Consider the following 16,630-nt stretch of genomic DNA (forward strand, 5'->3'; position numbering starts at 1 on the left):
CCCCGGGCGGCGCCGGCGGGCCGGGGGGGGGCCCCCGCCCGTCGGGTGACGCGGGGGGGCCGCCGGCGCGCCGGGGGGGGGGGGGGGGGGGGGGCCCCCCCCCCCCCCGCACACTGGTTTTGCGGGCGTTCGCGAGCTCACGGCTTTCGGTGTGAGCCGAGGGTTTTGAGTGTGTGCTCAGGGCTTTCGGTGTGAGCCCATGGCGAGATCCGGGCGAAATCCGCGCCGTGGATACACACGCAACGACCCAAACTCACACGCCTCGCCCTGACGGCACACTCAACGCCCTGAAGGCGCGCGCAAAACCCTGGACGCACACCCGGGCGTCCAAAGTAGTGTCGGAGACCGTGACCGAGATATCTGAGGACCGGCTGGCGGAATTGTCGGAGTTCTCGCTCCTCGCCGAAAACGCCGAGCAGGCCGGCGTTCCGGGTCCACTGCCCGACGTGGAACGCGTCGAGTCCGGCGCGGCGGAGCGCAGGATCAGCGCGCTGCGCTGGGGTGCCCCCTCCTTGGACCGTCCGCCACGGATTGTCTTCCTGCACGGCGGCGGGCAAAACGCGCACACCTGGGACACCGTGATCGTCGGCCTCGGTGAGCCCGCGCTGGCGGTGGATCTGCCCGGGCACGGGCATTCGGCATGGCGCGAGGACGGCGACTACTCGCCGCAGCTGAACGCCGACGCCCTGTTGCCGGCGCTGCGCGAGCACGCGGCGAGCGCCGACCTCGTCGTCGGCATGTCGCTGGGCGGGCTGACCGCGATCCGGCTGGCCGCGATGGCGCCCGAGCTCGTGAACGAACTCGTCCTGATCGACGTCACCCCGTCGGCGTTGCAACGCCACTCCGAGCTGACCAAGGAGCAGCAGGGCACGGTTGCGCTGATGCAGGGTGAGCGCGAGTTCCCCAGCTTCCAGGCCATGCTGGACCTGACCGTCGCGGCGGCACCGCACCGAGAGGTCAAGGCGCTGCGCCGCGGCGTCTTTCACAATTCCCGTCGCCTCGACAACGGCAACTGGTCCTGGCGCTACGACGCCATCCGCAAATTCCCCGACTTCGACGGCCTCTGGGACGACGTCGACGGGCTGTCGGCGCCCGTCACGCTCATCCGCGGCGGCTCGTCGGGCTTCGTCACCGACGACGATGCCGCCGAATTGGGTAGGCGCGCAAGCAATTTCCGCGCGGCACACGTGGTCGACAATTCGGGTCATTCCGTGCAGAGCGACCAGCCCCGCGCGCTCATCGAGATCCTGCGCGGGGTGCTCGACGCGGGCTGAGCCTACGGTGGTGTTATGACTTCTGACCGCCCCGTTCGTATCGGCGTGCAATTGCAGCCGCAGCACGCCCCGGATTATGGCCAGCTCCGTGACGCGGTTCGCCGCTGTGAAGACATCGGCGTCGACATCGCCTTCAACTGGGACCACTTCTTCCCGCTCTACGGTGATCCCGACGGCCCGCATTTCGAGTGCTGGACGATGCTCGGCGCCTGGGCCGAACAGACGTCACGCATCCAGATCGGTGCGCTGGTGACGTGCAACTCATATCGCAATCCCGAATTGCTGGCCGACATGGCCCGTACCGTCGACCACATATCCGCGGGCCGACTCGTCCTGGGGATCGGTTCGGGCTGGAAGCAAAAGGATTACGACGAGTATGGCTACGAATTCGGCACCGCAGGCAGCCGCCTCGACGACCTGGCGGCCGCCCTGCCGCGGATCAAGAAGCGGCTGGCCAAGCTGAACCCGCCGCCGACCCGAGACATCCCGGTGCTGATCGGGGGCGGGGGTGAACGCAAGACCCTGCGGCTGGTGGCCGAGTACGCCGACATCTGGCACAGCTTCAGCTCCGCCGACGAGCTTCCGGCCAAGTCCGCCATCCTCGAACGGCACTGCGCCGACGTCGGCCGCGACCCGTCCGCGATCGAACGCTCGGCCGCGGTCAACGGCGGCGTTTCGGGCGGCGGCCTGGTCGCCAATGCCGAAGCGCTGGTGAACCTCGGCGTCACGATGCTGACCGTCGGCTGCGACGGTCCGGATTACGATCTCAGCGCCGCGGAGGCGCTATGCAAGTGGCGCGACGGGCGTTGAGGGCCGCTGCCTGAAAAATCGTTTCCCGTTTTGCCTTCGATTCATCCACCAAAGAGCTGAACACCGCGCCAAGACATGAGAAACTCTCTGCGCTAGGTGGACCGAACCGGTTGGAAAGGCACTCAAGAAACGGATGCCAAAAAAATACGGGGTCAAAGAAAAAGACCAGGTTGTTTCGCACATTCTCAACCTGGTTCTGACGGGGAAACTTCGCAGCGGCGACCGCGTCGATCGCAACGAGATCGCGGTCGGTCTAGGCGTCAGCCGAGTGCCGATTCAAGAAGCGCTCGTGCAGCTGGAACACGACGGGATCGTGTCCACCCGATATCACCGGGGCGCATTCGTCGAGCGGTTCGACGAAGCGACCGTCCTTGAACATCACGAACTCGACGGCCTGCTCAACGGCATTGCCTCGGCGCGCGCGGCCACCAACCCGACGCCCCGGATCCTGGGACAACTCGATGCGCTGATGCGATCGCTGCGCTCCGCCAAGGAATCCCGCGCGTTCTCGGAAATCGCCGGCGAATACCGGCGCACGATCAACGAGGAATACGCGGGGCCACGGCTGCACGCCACCATCCGCGCTTCGCAAAACCTCATCCCCCGCGTCTTCTGGATGACCTACCAGTGCAGCCGCGACGACATGCTGCCGTTCTACGAAGACGAGACCTCCGCAATTCACCGACGGGACCCGGCGGCCGCGCAGGCCGCATGCGTCGGCCGCTCCAACTTGATGGCCCAGACCATGCTGACCGAGCTGTTTCGGCGCAGGGTGTTCTCGGCGCCGGATGACATCGGTCAAGTCGTTGCCGGTCCGCTTCGGGTACTGGCCGGCGCGGACGCCGCCGAGGACGAGCCGTCGATCGCGCTGTAAATCTTTTTCGGCGCGCCAGGTTGCCGGTCGGCCGATACGGTAGCGGTGATGAGTTCGCGCCTGGACCGGCGTCCTAAGCGCCGCAAGCTCTTCGCGCTGGCCACGACAATGCTGATCGTCTGTGGCCTGACACTCGCCGCACCCGCGGCCGCTGACTGGAACCAGTGCGCGCCGGCGGGCTTGGACAGCGCCCGCGTCCTGCCCAAGGATCTGACCGAGCATCCATCCACGGACGACGGCGACCGGGAGACCACGGCCACCGTCCAACCGCTCGGGTCGGTGGACGTCGGCGCATTGGGGCTGGGCACGCCGGGCGTCCTGACGGTCGGCACGCTGTCGGACGCGCCGCCCAACATCTGCATCAATCCCACCGGCGAATTCAGCGGGTTCGACAACCAGCTGTTGCGCGCCATCGCGGCCAAGCTCGGCCTCCAAGTCCGCTTTGTCAGCACGGACTTCTCCGCGCTGCTCGCCCAGGTGGCGTCCCGGCGTTTCGATGTCGGTTCGGCATCGGTGAAGGCCACCGAGCCGCGGCGCCGCACGGTGTCGTTTACCAACGGCTACGACTTCGGCTTCTATTCGCTGGTGGTCCCGCCCGGCTCGGCGATCCACGAGTTCAGCGATCTCGCGGCCGGCCAGCGCATCGGCGTGGTCCAGGGCACCGTCGAGGAGTCGTATGTCGTCGACCATCTGCACCTGCAGCCGGTGAAGTTTCCCGGGTTCGCCACCCTGTACGCCAATCTGAAGACCCGCCAGCTGGACGCGTGGGTGGCACCCGGAACCCTGGCCTCGACCATCATTCGCCCGGGCGACCCGGCGGTGATGGTGGCGAACACCTTCAGCCGGGGCAGTTTCGTCGCCTATGCGGTCGCGAAGGACAACCAGCCGTTGATCGATGCGCTGAATTCCGGGCTGGACGCGGTCATCGCCGACGGCACCTGGGCGAACCTGTACTGCCAGTGGGTGCCCCGGACGATGCCGCCGGGCTGGAAACCCGGCTCCAGGGCCGCCCCTGCCCCACACCTGCCGGACTTCGCCGCGATCGCCGCGAGCCACCATCGCGAGCCGGTGGGGCCGGCCGCCCCGATGTCCACGCTGGACCAGTTGCGTGTGTCGTTCTTCAACTGGGACCTGTATCGACAGGCCATTCCGGTTCTTCTCACCGTCGGCCTGCCCAACACAATGATCCTGACCAACAGCGCGCTGGTTATCGGCCTGGCGCTGGGGATGCTGTTGGCAATCGCCGGAATCTCGCATTCACGCTGGCTGCGCTGGCCGGCGCGGATCTACACCGACATTTTCCGCGGCCTCCCGGAGGTGGTGATCATCCTGATCATCGGGATGGGCGTCGGTCCGTTGGTCGGCGGGCTGACCAACAAGAATCCCTACCCGTTGGGCATCGCCGCTTTGGGGTTGATGGCCGCCGCCTACATCGGCGAGATTCTGCGCGCGGGCATTCAGAGCGTCGACCCCGGCCAATTAGAAGCCTCCCGCGCACTCGGGTTCAGCTATGCGACCGCGATGCGTCTGGTGGTGGTGCCGCAGGGAATACGGCGCGTGCTGCCGGCATTGGTCAACCAGGCCATCGGGCTGCTGAAGGCCTCCGCCCTGGTGTACTTCCTCGGCCTGGTCGCCAAACAGCGAGAGCTCTTTCAGGTGGGCCGTGACCTCAACGCGCAGACCGGCAGCTTGTCGCCGTTGGTCGCCGCGGGACTGTTCTACCTGATATTGACGATTCCGTTGACGCATTTCGTGAACTACATCGACAGCCGGCTTCGCCGTGGCCGCGCCGCTACCAAGCCGGACGACCACGACCACGTGCTCGCGACGCCGTTCAGCCAGGAGATGACGTGACGGCCGGTGTCGCCCACCGGGCGCCAGTATCGCTGGCGGCCAAGGACATTCATCAAACCCTGGGTGGAAACCTGGTGCTGCGCGGCGTCAATTTCGAGGCCCCCGCGGGGACCACAGTCGCCGTCATCGGACCGTCCGGTAGCGGTAAGTCGACGCTGTTGCGCACCCTGAACCGGCTGCACGAGCCCGATAGCGGCGACATCCTGCTCGACGGCCGGTCGGTGTTGCGCGACGATCCCAACGAGCTGCGCCAGCGCATCGGCATGGTGTTTCAGCATTTCAATCTGTTCCCGCAGCTGTCCGTGCTGAAAAATGTTGCGCTGGCGCCGCGCAAGCTGCGGCGGCTCTCCGCGGAAGCGGCCCGGGACCTAGCGCTCGCTCAGCTGGAACGAGTTGGCCTGAAGCACAAGGCAGATGCCCGCCCCGCCATGTTGTCCGGTGGCCAACAACAACGGGTCGCGATCGCCCGCGCGCTGGCCATGGCGCCGCAGGTGATGTTCTTCGACGAGGCGACCTCGGCCCTCGACCCCGAAATGGTCAAGGGGATTCTGGAACTCATCGCCGACCTCGGCGCCGAGGGCATGACAATGATCGTCGTCACCCACGAAATGGGTTTCGCCCGGTCTGCATCCGACACCGTCGTTTTTATGGACCACGGCAAGGTCCTGGAATCCGGGCCCCCGGAGCAGATATTCGAGGCCGCCAAGACGGAGCGCCTGCAGCGATTCTTGTCCCAAGTCCTTTGAAACGTCGATAACTAGTCCGCAATAGCTCCCTTGTACGCCACACATATCGGGTTAGACTGCCGACTTATGGCGGACAGCGAATCCACCGCACCCGAGGTGACGGAGCTTGCGGAAGGTTTGCACCGCGCGCTGTCCAAGTTGTTTTCAATTCTGCGCCGCGGCGACCCAAGCGGGGCCGTGGCCGGTGAGCTGACCCTGGCGCAGTTGTCCATCCTGATCACCCTGCTCGATCAGGGCCCCATCCGGATGACCGATCTGGCCGCGCACGAACGGGTCCGCACCCCGACCACGACGGTCGCGATCCGCCGGCTGGAGAAGATCGGTCTGGTGAAACGCTCGCGCGACCCCTCCGACCTGCGGGCCGTGCTGGTCGACATCACCCCGCGGGGGCGGGCCGTGCACGCCGAATCGCTGGCCAACCGGCACGCCGCCCTGGCCGCGATGCTCAGCCAGCTGCCCGAGGCCGACCTGAACACCCTGGCGCGGGCGCTGGCGCCATTGGAACGCCTGGGCTGCGGCGAATCGCCTCCCGCCGGGGAGCCCCCGGCGCGCAAGCAAGCCTGAAAGTGCTTGATCCCCAAGGGGATTGGTAACTGCCGTACACTGTGGTCATGCCCACCGCACTCATCACTGGAGCGAGCGGCGGCATCGGCTCCGCGATCGCCGCGGCCTTGGCGCCGACGCACACCCTGCTCCTGGCAGGCAGACCCTCCGATCGGCTCGACGCCGTCGCCGAGCGACTCGGCGCCACGACGTTTCCGCTCGATCTGACCGACCCCGACGAGATCGAGGCCAGCTGCGAAATCATCGACGAACTCGATGTGTTGGTGCACAACGCCGGGGTGTCCATCCCCGGCCCTGTCGCCGAGTCCAACCCCGACGAGTGGCGCGCCACCTTCACCGTGAATGTCTTTGGGGCGCTGGCCCTTACATTGGCGCTACTGCCCGCGCTGCGCAGCGCCAACGGCCAGGTGGTGTTCATCAATTCCGGATCGGGACGCAAGGCCTCACCGAACATGGCCGCCTATTCCGCGAGCAAGTTTGCGCTTCGCGCGCTGGCCGACTCACTGCGCGAGAGTGAGCCCGACCTCCGGGTGACCTCGATCTATCCCGGGCGTACCGCAACCGGCATGCAGCGTGAACTCGTGGAGTTCGAGGGTGGCCAGTACGACCCCGCCGACTTCCTCCAGCCCGAAACCGTCGCGGCGGCGGTCGCAAACGCGGTGGCGACCCCGCCGGATGGTCATCTGCATGAGGTGGTGCTCCGGCCTAGACGACAAGGTTGACCAGCCGCCCGGGGACCACGATCACCTTTCGCGGGGCGGCGCCGGCCAAGAATGCCTGCACCTTCTCGTCACTGAGGGCCGCGGCTTTCAGGGTGTCGTCGTCGGCGTCGGCGGCCACCACCACGCGCCCGCGCACCTTGCCGTTCACCTGCACCGGGTATTCCACGGTGTCGTCGACGAGGTAAGCCGGGTCGGCCTGCGGGTAGGGCCCATGCGCCAACGAGGTGCTGTGGCCCAGCCGCGACCAGAGCTCCTCGGCCATGTGCGGGGCCAGCGGCGCCAGCATCAGCACCAACGGCTCGACCGCCGCCCGCGGCACCGAGTCGCGGTGCTCTTTGGTCAGGTGGTTGGTGTACTCGATCAGCTTGGCCGCCGCGGTGTTATTGCGCAGCGCCGCATAGTCTTCCGAGACTCCGGCGATGGTGCGATGCAGCGACCGCAGGGTTTCGGTGCCCAGCGGTCCGGTGTCATCGGCCACCCGGGTCTCGCCCGTTTGCTCGTCGATCACCAAGCGCCACACCCGCTGCAGGAAGCGGTGCGCGCCCACGACGTCCTTGGTGGCCCAGGGGCGGGACGCCTCCAAGGGTCCCATCGACATCTCGTACACCCGCAGTGTGTCCGCGCCGTAGTCGTCGCAGATCTCGTCGGGCGAGATCGAATTCTTCAGGCTCTTACCGATCTTCCCGAATTCCTGGTAGACCTCGATCTCGCCGTCGGGCCCCGGGTAGAAGAAGCGGCCGCCGCGTTCGATTACTTCCTCGGCCGGCACGTACGACCCGCGGGAATCGGTGTAGGCGAAGGCCTGGATGTAGCCCTGGTTGATCAGCCGGCGGTACGGCTCGCGTGAGCTGACGTGACCCAGGTCGTACAGGACCTTGTGCCAGAACCTGCAATACAGCAGGTGCAGCACCGCGTGTTCGGCCCCGCCGACATAAAGGTCGACCCCGCCGGGATCCTGCGGTCCGTGCTGGGCGGGTCGCGGACCCATCCAATACGCCTCATTTTCCCTGGCGCAGAACCGGTCTGGGTTATGGGGGTCCGTGTAGCGCAGCTCGTACCAGCAGCTGCCGGCCCACTGCGGCATCACGTTCGTGTCGCGCGTGTAGGGCTGCAAGCCGTCGCCCAGGTCGAGTTCGACGTGCACCCAGTCGGTCGCCTTGCCCAACGGCGGCGACGGCTCGCTGTCGGCGTCGTCGGGGTCGAACAACACCGGTGAGTAGTCGGGCACATCGGGCAGCTCGACCGGCAGCGCGGCCTCGTCGAGCGCGTGCGGCCGTCCGTCGCTGTCGTAGACGATGGGGAACGGCTCACCCCAGTAGCGCTGCCGGGCGAAAAGCCAGTCGCGCAGCTTGAATTCGATGCGCGCCCGGCCGCGGCCGTCGGCTTCCAGGCGGGCGGTGATCGCCTCCTTGGCCGTCGCCACGTCCATCCCGTCGAGGTAGCCGGAGTTGACCAGCACACCGTCGCCCGCGTGCGCGGCCTGCGAAATATCGCCGCCGGCAATGACTTCCACGATCGGCAGGCCCAACTCGTGGGCGAAGTCCCAGTCGCGCTGGTCGTGGCCGGGCACCGCCATGATCGCCCCGGTGCCGTAGCCGGCCAGCACGTAGTCGGCGATGAAGATCGGAACGGGTTTCCCGTTGACCGGGTTGGTCGCGTAGCTGCCCAGGAAGACGCCCGTCTTCTCCCTGCTCTCCTGGCGTTCGAGGTCCGACTTCGCGGCGATCGCGCGGTGGTAGGCGGCGACGGCGTCGGCGGGTGCCGCGGCGCCGTAGGTCCACCTGGGGTCGGTGCCGTCCGGCCATGCGGCGCCCACCAGTTCGTCGACCAGGTCGTGCTCGGGCGCCAGCACCAGGTACGTCGCGCCGAACAAGGTGTCGGGCCGAGTGGTGAACACCTCGATATCGACAGCCGAACCATCGCGGGTGATCGCCGAGAACAGCGCCTGGGCACCCGTCGAGCGACCAATCCAGTTGCGCTGCATGGTCTTTACCTTGTCCGGCCAGTCCAGCAATTCGAGATCGTCGAGCAGCCGGTCGGCGTAGGCGGTGATGCGCATCATCCACTGCCGCAGCCGTTTGCGGAATACCGGGAAGTTGCCGCGGTCGCTGCGGCCGTCGGCGGTGACCTCTTCGTTGGCCAGCACCGTGCCCAGTCCCGGGCACCAGTTCACCATCGAATCGGCCCGGTAGACGAGCCGGTGGCCGTCGATCACGTCGGCCCGCTCCCCCGCCGTCAGGTTCGCCCAGTCCCGTCCGTCGTCGAGACGCCTTGTGCCGGAATCGAACTCGGCGATCAGCTCGGCGATTGGCCGTGCCTTGTTGGCCTCGGTGTCGAACCAGGCGTTGTAGATCTGCAGGAAGATCCACTGGGTCCACTTGTAGAACTCGGTGTCGGTGGTCGAGAAGCTGCGCCGGCTGTCGTGGCCCAGGCCCAGCCGGCCCAGCTGGCGCCGGAAATTGACGATGTTGGCGTCCGTCCTGGTGCGCGGGTGGGTGCCGGTTTGCACCGCGTATTGCTCGGCGGGCAGCCCGAACGAGTCAAAGCCCAACGCGTGCAGGACGTTATGACCGGTCATCCGGAAGTACCGCGCGTAGACGTCGGTGGCGATGTAGCCGAGCGGGTGCCCGACGTGCAGCCCGTCGCCCGATGGGTACGGGAACATGTCCTGCACGAACAACTTGTCCTCGGGCAACGGGCGCCCGTCGGTCGGAGCCAGGTCACCGACGGGGTTGGCTACGTTGAACGTGCCGAGCTTCGCCCAGTTCTCCTGCCAGGTGCTCTCGACGCGGCCCGCCAGCGCCGCGGTGTAGCGAAACGGCGGCGCATCGGAGTCCGGCGCGGCGGCGGCAGCGGTGCTCCCATTCGCCGTGGTCGGGGATTCGGTCACCTGAACAGGGTATAAGGACCGACTGGACCGGCCCGCCGGCCACAGGTTGGTCTCGGTTGCGTTGCGCGCCGATCAGAGCTTCATCCCAGGTCGATTTCGACGGTATCCAGCGTGTTTGACCTCTGGTTACAGTCAGCCTCTACGACGGGTGCTGGGACCCGGGCCATGGGAAGGATCGACGCAGATGATTCACATCGCCCGTACGTTGCGGGTATTCGCCGGGGGTCTGGCCGCCGGTGCGATCGGCGTCACGGCGTTCGCGGGCGCCAACGCTTCGGCCGATCCCGTATCGCCCGCGCTGCCCGCACCGCCGCCCGTGCCCGCCGTCGCCGCGCCGGCGCCGCAGAACGCCGCAGTCGCCCCCGCGCAGATCCCCGGCAACAGGTTGCTCGCCGCTCCCCCGGCGGCGAATCCGGTGGCGCCGACCCCGGCCGTCGCGCCCGCGCCGGCCTCGCCCGTGGCCGTCGCGCCCGTGCAGACACCTGGCGTCTCGGGCACGCTGCGTGACTACCTGCAGTCGAAAGGCGTCAAGCTCGAGGCTCAGAAACCGCAGGGCTTCAAGGCGCTGGACATCACGCTGCCGCTGCCCACCCGCTGGACACAGGTGCCCGACCCCAATGTGCCCGACGCGTTCGCGGTGATCGCCGACCGGCACGGGGCCAGCATTTACACCTCGAACGCGCAGGTGGTGGTGTACAAGCTGGTCGGTAACTTCGATCCGAAGGAGGCCATCACCCACGGCTTCGTCGACAGCCAGCAACTTCCCCTGTGGCAGACGACGAACGCCTCCATGGCCGACTTCGGCGGCTTCCCGTCGTCGATCATCGAGGGCACCTACCGCGACGGCGACATGCTGCTCAACACGTCGCGCCGGCACGTGATCGCGACGTCCGGGCATGACAAGTACCTGGTGTCGATGTCGGTGACCACCGATCGTGCGGTGGCCGTCGCGGACGCGCCGGCGACCGACGCGATCGTCAACGGCTTCCGGGTGACCGCGCCCGGAACCACCGCACCGGTACCCGGACCGGTGGCCGCCGCGGCCCCGGTCGGCGTTCCCTCCCAAGCAGCCGGCGCGGCCCCGGTCGGGCTTCCCCCCCAGCCGGTCGGAGCGGCGCCGGTCGGAGCGGCGCCGGTCGGGCTTCCGTCGCAGCCGGTCCCGCCGAACCAGGTGACCGCACCCCGGCCCAACTTGTTGACCATGGTGCCGGGTTTGCCGCCGCTGCCGAACTTCGCGTTCCTGCAAGGGCGTTAATCGGCCACGAAACGAAGGCTGCTCGAGCCCGACGCGCGGGCGCGGCGCCGGACTCGTATTGTGAGGCCATGTTGATCGCGGGCGTGGTGTGCATGTGTGCGGCATTGGCCTCCGCCGGGTTCGGGACGTGGTCGCTCTCCCACAACCAGACCACCGAAGGCGTCGGCGGCACCCAATTGGCGTTGCGCGCCATGGCCCCGCCGCAGCTGGCTGCCGCCGTGATGTTTGCCGCCGGCGGTGTGGTGGCCCTGGCCGCCTCCCCCGACACCGCTTTGGTCGTCTTGATCATCTGCGTCGCCGGCGCCCTGGGGACGCTGGCCACCGGGTCGTGGCAGAGCGCGCGCTTCGCGCTGCGCAGTGAAGCGGCGGCGCCCGACTGCGCCGGCTCTTGCGCCGTCTGCACGCAGTCCTGCCACTGACACTCGTACCGCTCAGGCCGTCATGCTGAAACGGCTGTCGGCGTTGCCGATCGATACCTTCCTGCTGGCGTTGGCGGCGACCGTGGCGTTGGCCGCCGTCGTGCCCGCGCACGGCGAGGCGGCCGACGCCGTGTCCGCCGCGGCGAAAGCGGCGATCGCGTTGCTGTTCTTCCTCTACGGCACCCGGCTGTCACCCCAGCAGGCCTGGCACGGTGTCCGGCAGTGGCGCCTGCACCTGCTGGTGCTGGCGACGACGTTCGTCCTCTTCCCGCTGCTGGGATTGGCCGCGCGAGCGTTGGTGCCGTCGGTGCTGACCGTCGACCTCTACAACGGCCTGCTGTTTCTGTGCCTGGTCCCGTCGACGGTGCAGTCGTCGATCGCGTTTACCTCGATCGCGCGGGGGCACGTCTCGGCCGCCATCGTCAGCGCGTCGCTGTCCAACATCCTCGGCGTGGTGCTGACGCCCCTGCTGGTGGTCCTGTTGATGACGACCACCGGCGCGCCGCGGGTGGACGGCACCGCGATCCGCGACATCATGGTCCAGCTGTTGCTGCCGTTCGCGGCGGGTCAGCTGGCGCGCCCGTGGCTCGGCGGCCTCGTCACCCGGTACGCGGCGCTGCTGAAGCTGGTGGATCGCGGCTCCATCCTGCTGGTGGTCTACACCGCCTTCTCGATGGGCGTCGTCAAGGGGATCTGGGTCAGCGTGGACATCCGGCGACTTATCTCGGTGACCGTCGTCGCCGCGGTCCAGCCTGGCCAGCCGGCCGAGCGCCGTGGTGATGCCCAGCACCACCGCCAGCAGCACCGCGGCGACGCGATCGTCCTGCTGTTCTGTGGTTCGAAAAAGAGCCTGGCGTCAGGCCTTCCGATGGCGCTGGTGCTTTTCCCGGCCGCCACAGTCGGTTTGACCATGCTGCCGCTGATGATCTTTCACCAGATCCAGCTGGTGGTCTGCGCGGTGATTGCCAGCCGGCTCGGGCGGGATGCCGACGAGGCCGGCCCGGCGCCGTCGGCGATCTCCGCCGCAGGGAACGAACCGGTGGGGGAGGGCTAGTTTCGGCTGACGTCGATCGGGTGGGTGGCAAGCAGCGACAGCGGCAGCGGCTGCCGGCGCAGCACCTGCCCCCACAGATCGGCCCTCGGCCCGGCCAGCACGTCAGATGGCAACGCGGACAAGACAATCCAGTCGTCGCGCTCGATCTCGCCCTCGAGCTGGCCGATGGTCCAGCCGGAGTAGCCGGCGAAGATCCGCACCCCCTCGACCAGCGGGGCGATCAGGTCGGGCTCGGCGTCCAGATCGACCATGACGATCCGACCGTCCACGTGCCGCAGGCCCGGCACGCCTTCCGGATCGGCGCCGATCCGCAGCGCCGCCAGGCAAAGGGCCGCGTCGCGCTTGACCGGCCCACCGATGAACATCGTCTTGGGTTTCGCGGACAGCTTGGCCCACTGCGGCAGCACGTTGTAAACCGCGGTCTCGCTGGACCGGTTGAGCACGACACCCAATGTGCCGCCGTCGTTGTGCTCGACGATGTAGATCACGCTGCGCCGAAACGTCGGCTCGAGAAGATCGGTGTTGGCAAGCAGCAAAGTGCCGGCACGCACCCGCTGCGCTGCGGGTGCTACATAGTCCTCCGGATCTTCAGGCGGCATCGAACCATCATCGCACCTTCGTAACGTCGGCCGGTGCAATCGGGCGCGGCCGATACATATTTGTACTGTTGGCGATGCGCCCAACCCCAACGGTGGAAGTCGGTTCTGTGATTCAATCCCGGATGCAGTCGCGCGCACCCGTCGACCTTTGGCGGTCGGTGCGCGGTTTGCCGAACTTCTGGCGCCTGCTCGAGGTGCGCATGGCGAGCCAGTTCGGCGACGGGTTGTTCCAGGCCGGCCTGGCCGGGGCGCTGCTGTTCAACCCCGACCGCGCCGCGGACCCGATGGCCATCGCCCGCGCGTTCGCGGTGTTGTTCTTGCCCTACTCCTTGCTGGGGCCGTTCGCCGGCGCGCTGATGGACCGCTGGGACCGGCGGCTGGTGCTGGTCGGGGCCACCGTGGGTCGCCTGATCCTCATCGCCTGCATCGGCACCATCCTGGCGTTGCGGGCCGGCGACATGCCGCTGCTGATCGGCGCGCTGCTCGCCAACGGCCTGGCCCGGTTCGTCGCGTCCGGGCTGTCGGCGTCCCTGCCGCATGTGGTGCCGCGCGAGCAGGTGGTGACCATGAACGCGGTGGCCACCGCATCCGGTGCCTTCGCCGCCTTCCTCGGCGCCAACTTCATGCTGGTGCCCCGGTTTTTCGTCGGCGCCGGCGACGAGGGCGCCTCGGCCATCATCTTCATCACCGCGATTCCGGTGTCGCTCGCGTTGCTCCTGTCGTTGCGGTTCGGCGCCCGGGTGCTGGGCCCGGACGACACCAAGCGCGCGATCCACGGATCCGCCTTCTATGCGGTGCTCACCGGCTGGCTGCACGGCGCCCGGACGGTCGTGCAGCGCCCGACGGTCGCGGCCACCCTGTCCGGCCTGGCCGCGCACCGCATGGTGGTGGGCATCAATTCGCTGGTGATGCTGGTGCTGGTGCACCATTTGCCCGGTCCTCGTCCGGCGGGCGGGGGCCTGGGCATCGCGTTGGTGTTCTTCGCCGCGGCGGGCCTGGGGGCGTTCCTGGCCAACGTGTTGACGCCGGCGGTGGTGCGCCGCTGGGGGCGCTACGCCACTGCCAACGGCGCGCTGGTGGCGGCCGCGGTGATCCAGATCCCGGGCGCCGGCCTGCGGCTGCCGGTGATGGTGGTGTGCGGATTTTTCCTCGGCCTGGCCGGTCAGGTGGTCAAGCTCTGCGCCGACTCGGCGATGCAGATGGATGTCGACGACGCGCTACGCGGACACGTGTTCGCGGTGCAGGACGCGCTGTTCTGGGTGGCGTTCATCGTCTCGATCACGGTGTCCGCGATGCTGATCCCCGACGATGGGCGCGCGCCGGGGTTTGTGCTGTTCGGGTCCGGGCTGTACCTGATCGGGCTCGCCATGCACGCCATCATCGGCCGTCGCGGCCAGCCGGCGGACACTGGTTAAGGTGCATACATGACGGGTGCCGCGCCGATGGTGACCGACCTGCGGGCCGAAAGCGATGACCTCGACGCGTTGGTGGCGCCGCTTGCGCCGGGCCGCTGGGCAGACCCGACGCCCGCGCCTGGCTGGACCATCGCCCACCAGATCGGGCACCTGTTGTGGACCGACCGGGTCGCGCTGACCGCGGCCACCGACGAGGCGGGCTTCGCCTCGGTGCTCGAGGCCGCTGCGGCCGACCCCACCGGGTTCGTCGATGCGGGTGCGGAGGAACTTGCCGTCCTGGCGCCGGCCGAGCTGCTCGCCGACTGGCGGGCGACCCGGGCGCGGCTGCACGACACCCTGCTGAGGGTGCCCGACGGCCGCAAGCTGCCGTGGTTCGGGCCGCCGATGAGCGCGGCTTCGATGGCGACGGCCCGGTTGATGGAGACGTGGGCGCATGGGCTCGACGTGGCCGACGCGCTCGGCGTCAAGCGGCCCGCCACCGAGCGCCTGCGGTCGATCGCGCACATCGGGGTGCGCACCCGCGATTACGCGTTCGCCGTCAACAACCTGGCGCCGCCGGCGGAACCGTTCCTGGTCGAGCTGCGCGGGCCCGACGGCGACACCTGGTCCTGGGGTCCGCCGGATGCCGCCCAGCGGGTCACGGGCTCCGCCGAGGACTTCTGCTTCCTGGTCACCCAGCGGCGCCCGTTGGGCGCTCTCGACATCACGGCGCACGGTCCCGATGCGCAGCGGTGGCTGGGGATCGCGCAGGCTTTCGCCGGCCCGCCCGGCCCCGGGCGATGAGCGCGCGAGCGCGCGAAGAGAGCCGGGGCCTTCTGACCGCGCCCGGGTCGATGAGCCGTCAGGGCGCGCTGAGTTTCTGAAACCAGGCCAGGTGGTAGTTCGCCGCCACCGAGTCCCCGGTCACGGCGGCTTCGGTGGCGGCCAGCAACAAGCAATTGAGGAAGAGTGCGGGATCGAGGTCCGGGTACTGGATCAGCAGCTGGTAACGCGCGGTATCGAGATGCACTCGCAGCAGGTCGATCTCTTCCTCCACGACACCGGTTCCGGCGGCAGCGGCCCTGGCCAGGGTGTGCACCATCCGCGGCAGCCCGTCGCGCCAGTGCGTGGCCTGGCTCAGTTCCCAGCCGAGATCGTCAACCGCGGGCAGCTCGCGGGGCTGCGCTGAGGCCGTGGTCTCGGCGAAGTCGTCCAGCCGGCCCAGGGAATCTCCGGGCGCGTAGGTGACGGCGCGCTCGGTTTCGCCCAGCAGGGCCGAAACCTTGCCGGCGCGCCGCTCCGGTTCCAGCAACCGCACGCCCTCCGGAATCGCGATGCCCGGCGGTATCCAGCCGTGGGCAAAGTCGGTGACCAACACGGTCGTGCCGTCGGGACGATCACCGATCGCCCAATTCAGGCGCGGCTCTTGATGGATCACGAACGCGAGGAGCCGCCGCAACCGCTCGTCGTCGGATTCGGGTGCGGCGGCGGTTACCGGGGCGACCGGGACTTCCCGGGGCTGCGTGGGTTCCGGCGTCGGGGCGGGAGTCGCGGCCGCGTCGTCGTCGGAGGCGCGGTGCCGGGCCAGGGTGGCTTCCGGTTTGTCCTCTTCGGCGACCACCTCGGAACTCGCTTCCGGGGCCGCCACGTCGGTGAGTACGGGGATAACCTGCGTGCTCTCGAGATCGGGGCCGTCGCTCGCCTCCGGCGCCTCCACGTCCGTGACGGCGGGGATAACCTGCGTCTTCTCCAGATCGGCGCCGTTGAGGCTTTCGGCATCCCGCGGGCGTTCGCGTTCGACGGTCGCCGCGGCCCGCACCGCATCCAACTGCCGCATCGTCGACTCGACTCGTCGCGCGGCGCGCGCCCGTGCCTCGTCGATTACCCTGGCCTCCTCCGCCTGCCGGGTGAAATCGGGCATTCCCGCCAGCTTTATGGTCCGCAGCTCGTCATTGGCCCTTCGGGTGATCCGCTGCAGGTCGCCCTTCAGATGCTCTGCGAGAGTGGCGGTTTCGTCGTTCGCCGCGGACAGCTCGGCAGGCCACAGCCCACCCGTCACCCAGGGTGTGCAGTCCACCGGAGAGCTGAAGGCGGGAATCGTCAGCGACTCCCGGGTAGCTCTCCGGAGACGCTCGCGCGCCGTCATCCGACCGAAGATCGCCACTTTTTAAGCCT

The 16,630-nt window shown here is 68.4% G+C and carries 15 protein-coding genes; 12 read left to right on the forward strand and 3 right to left on the reverse strand.

Going from position 1 to position 16,630, the window contains the following annotated elements; genetic code table 11:
- Positions 1–347 precede the first annotated feature (347 nt).
- The 7 genes from A9X00_RS14100 (at position 348) to A9X00_RS14130 (ending at position 6,844) form a co-directional block, all read left to right on the forward strand.
- Positions 348–1,274: an alpha/beta fold hydrolase gene (locus tag A9X00_RS14100; protein WP_067154192.1), complete on the forward strand. Its 927-nt coding sequence runs from the start codon at positions 348–350 to the stop codon at positions 1,272–1,274.
- A gap of 15 nt (positions 1,275–1,289) precedes the next feature.
- Positions 1,290–2,084, forward strand: a complete 795-nt coding sequence (locus tag A9X00_RS14105) for an LLM class F420-dependent oxidoreductase (RefSeq protein WP_067154081.1) — start codon at positions 1,290–1,292, stop codon at positions 2,082–2,084.
- A 133-nt stretch (positions 2,085–2,217) separates the two neighbouring features.
- The gene (locus A9X00_RS14110; RefSeq protein WP_067154083.1) at positions 2,218–2,958 is read left to right on the forward strand and encodes a GntR family transcriptional regulator; all 741 of its coding nucleotides are present in this window, start codon (positions 2,218–2,220) and stop codon (positions 2,956–2,958) included.
- A gap of 48 nt (positions 2,959–3,006) precedes the next feature.
- Positions 3,007–4,812 (forward strand): ABC transporter substrate-binding protein/permease, encoded by a 1,806-nt coding sequence (locus A9X00_RS14115; RefSeq protein WP_067154103.1) that lies wholly within the window; start codon positions 3,007–3,009, stop codon positions 4,810–4,812.
- A complete protein-coding gene (locus A9X00_RS14120; protein ID WP_067154106.1) occupies positions 4,809–5,558 on the forward strand; it encodes an amino acid ABC transporter ATP-binding protein in 750 nt (249 codons plus the stop codon). The genes A9X00_RS14115 and A9X00_RS14120 overlap by 4 nt, the downstream gene beginning before the upstream one ends.
- Positions 5,559–5,624: 66 nt before the next feature.
- Positions 5,625–6,122: a MarR family winged helix-turn-helix transcriptional regulator gene (locus A9X00_RS14125; protein ID WP_067154111.1), complete on the forward strand. Its 498-nt coding sequence runs from the start codon at positions 5,625–5,627 to the stop codon at positions 6,120–6,122.
- A gap of 47 nt (positions 6,123–6,169) precedes the next feature.
- Complete coding sequence (locus A9X00_RS14130) at positions 6,170–6,844, forward strand: SDR family oxidoreductase (RefSeq protein WP_067154114.1); 675 nt, start codon at positions 6,170–6,172, stop codon at positions 6,842–6,844.
- Here the strand turns inward: A9X00_RS14130 and leuS are convergent.
- Positions 6,828–9,734, reverse strand: coding sequence for a leucine--tRNA ligase (gene leuS, locus A9X00_RS14135; protein WP_067154117.1), 2,907 nt, complete (start codon positions 9,732–9,734; stop codon positions 6,828–6,830). The two genes, A9X00_RS14130 and leuS, sit on opposite strands and share 17 nt — an antisense overlap.
- Before the next feature lie 184 nt (positions 9,735–9,918).
- Here leuS and A9X00_RS14140 point away from each other — a divergent pair, with 184 nt between their 5' ends.
- The 3 genes from A9X00_RS14140 (at position 9,919) to A9X00_RS14150 (ending at position 12,462) form a co-directional block, all read left to right on the forward strand.
- Positions 9,919–10,989 carry an LpqN/LpqT family lipoprotein gene (locus A9X00_RS14140; RefSeq protein WP_067154120.1) on the forward strand — a complete coding sequence of 357 codons (1,071 nt, stop codon included), beginning with the start codon at positions 9,919–9,921 and terminating at the stop codon, positions 10,987–10,989.
- A 68-nt stretch (positions 10,990–11,057) separates the two neighbouring features.
- Positions 11,058–11,408, forward strand: a complete 351-nt coding sequence (locus tag A9X00_RS14145; RefSeq protein WP_067154123.1) for a hypothetical protein — start codon at positions 11,058–11,060, stop codon at positions 11,406–11,408.
- A gap of 25 nt (positions 11,409–11,433) precedes the next feature.
- Positions 11,434–12,462: a bile acid:sodium symporter family protein gene (locus A9X00_RS14150; protein WP_067154195.1), complete on the forward strand. Its 1,029-nt coding sequence runs from the start codon at positions 11,434–11,436 to the stop codon at positions 12,460–12,462.
- Here A9X00_RS14150 and A9X00_RS14155 read toward each other — a convergent pair.
- Positions 12,459–13,061 carry a YqgE/AlgH family protein gene (locus A9X00_RS14155; RefSeq protein WP_067154126.1) on the reverse strand — a complete coding sequence of 201 codons (603 nt, stop codon included), beginning with the start codon at positions 13,059–13,061 and terminating at the stop codon, positions 12,459–12,461. The two genes, A9X00_RS14150 and A9X00_RS14155, sit on opposite strands and share 4 nt — an antisense overlap.
- 74 nt (positions 13,062–13,135) lie before the next feature.
- Here A9X00_RS14155 and A9X00_RS14160 point away from each other — a divergent pair, with 74 nt between their 5' ends.
- Together A9X00_RS14160 and A9X00_RS14165 are read left to right on the forward strand one after the other, a co-directional pair.
- Complete coding sequence (locus A9X00_RS14160) at positions 13,136–14,476, forward strand: MFS transporter (RefSeq protein ID WP_197515162.1); 1,341 nt, start codon at positions 13,136–13,138, stop codon at positions 14,474–14,476.
- A gap of 9 nt (positions 14,477–14,485) precedes the next feature.
- Complete coding sequence (locus tag A9X00_RS14165) at positions 14,486–15,259, forward strand: TIGR03084 family metal-binding protein (RefSeq protein WP_067154132.1); 774 nt, start codon at positions 14,486–14,488, stop codon at positions 15,257–15,259.
- A 58-nt stretch (positions 15,260–15,317) separates the two neighbouring features.
- Here the strand turns inward: A9X00_RS14165 and A9X00_RS14170 are convergent, their stop codons facing one another.
- The gene (locus A9X00_RS14170; protein WP_067154135.1) at positions 15,318–16,619 is read right to left on the reverse strand and encodes a DUF5631 domain-containing protein; all 1,302 of its coding nucleotides are present in this window, start codon (positions 16,617–16,619) and stop codon (positions 15,318–15,320) included.
- Between the last annotated feature and the right edge of the window lie 11 nt (positions 16,620–16,630).

Origin of the sequence: Mycobacterium sp. 1245805.9, from assembly GCF_001672915.1 — a bacterium.
Classification (GTDB): domain Bacteria; phylum Actinomycetota; class Actinomycetes; order Mycobacteriales; family Mycobacteriaceae; genus Mycobacterium.

Bases quoted from the DNA above. Each gene is read 5' to 3' on its own strand.
- A9X00_RS14165 (WP_067154132.1), top strand. From the start codon at position 14,486: ATGACGGGTGCCGCGCCGATGGTGACCGACCTGCGGGCCGAAAGCGAT.
- A9X00_RS14105 (WP_067154081.1), top strand. From the start codon at position 1,290: ATGACTTCTGACCGCCCCGTTCGTATCGGCGTGCAATTGCAGCCGCAG.
- A9X00_RS14140 (WP_067154120.1), top strand. From the start codon at position 9,919: ATGATTCACATCGCCCGTACGTTGCGGGTATTCGCCGGGGGTCTGGCC.
- A9X00_RS14155 (WP_067154126.1), bottom strand. From the start codon at position 13,061: ATGCCGCCTGAAGATCCGGAGGACTATGTAGCACCCGCAGCGCAGCGG.
- A9X00_RS14125 (WP_067154111.1), top strand. From the start codon at position 5,625: ATGGCGGACAGCGAATCCACCGCACCCGAGGTGACGGAGCTTGCGGAA.
- A9X00_RS14130 (WP_067154114.1), top strand. From the start codon at position 6,170: ATGCCCACCGCACTCATCACTGGAGCGAGCGGCGGCATCGGCTCCGCG.
- A9X00_RS14115 (WP_067154103.1), top strand. From the start codon at position 3,007: ATGAGTTCGCGCCTGGACCGGCGTCCTAAGCGCCGCAAGCTCTTCGCG.
- A9X00_RS14145 (WP_067154123.1), top strand. From the start codon at position 11,058: ATGTTGATCGCGGGCGTGGTGTGCATGTGTGCGGCATTGGCCTCCGCC.
- A9X00_RS14160 (WP_197515162.1), top strand. From the start codon at position 13,136: ATGCGCCCAACCCCAACGGTGGAAGTCGGTTCTGTGATTCAATCCCGG.
- A9X00_RS14110 (WP_067154083.1), top strand. From the start codon at position 2,218: ATGCCAAAAAAATACGGGGTCAAAGAAAAAGACCAGGTTGTTTCGCAC.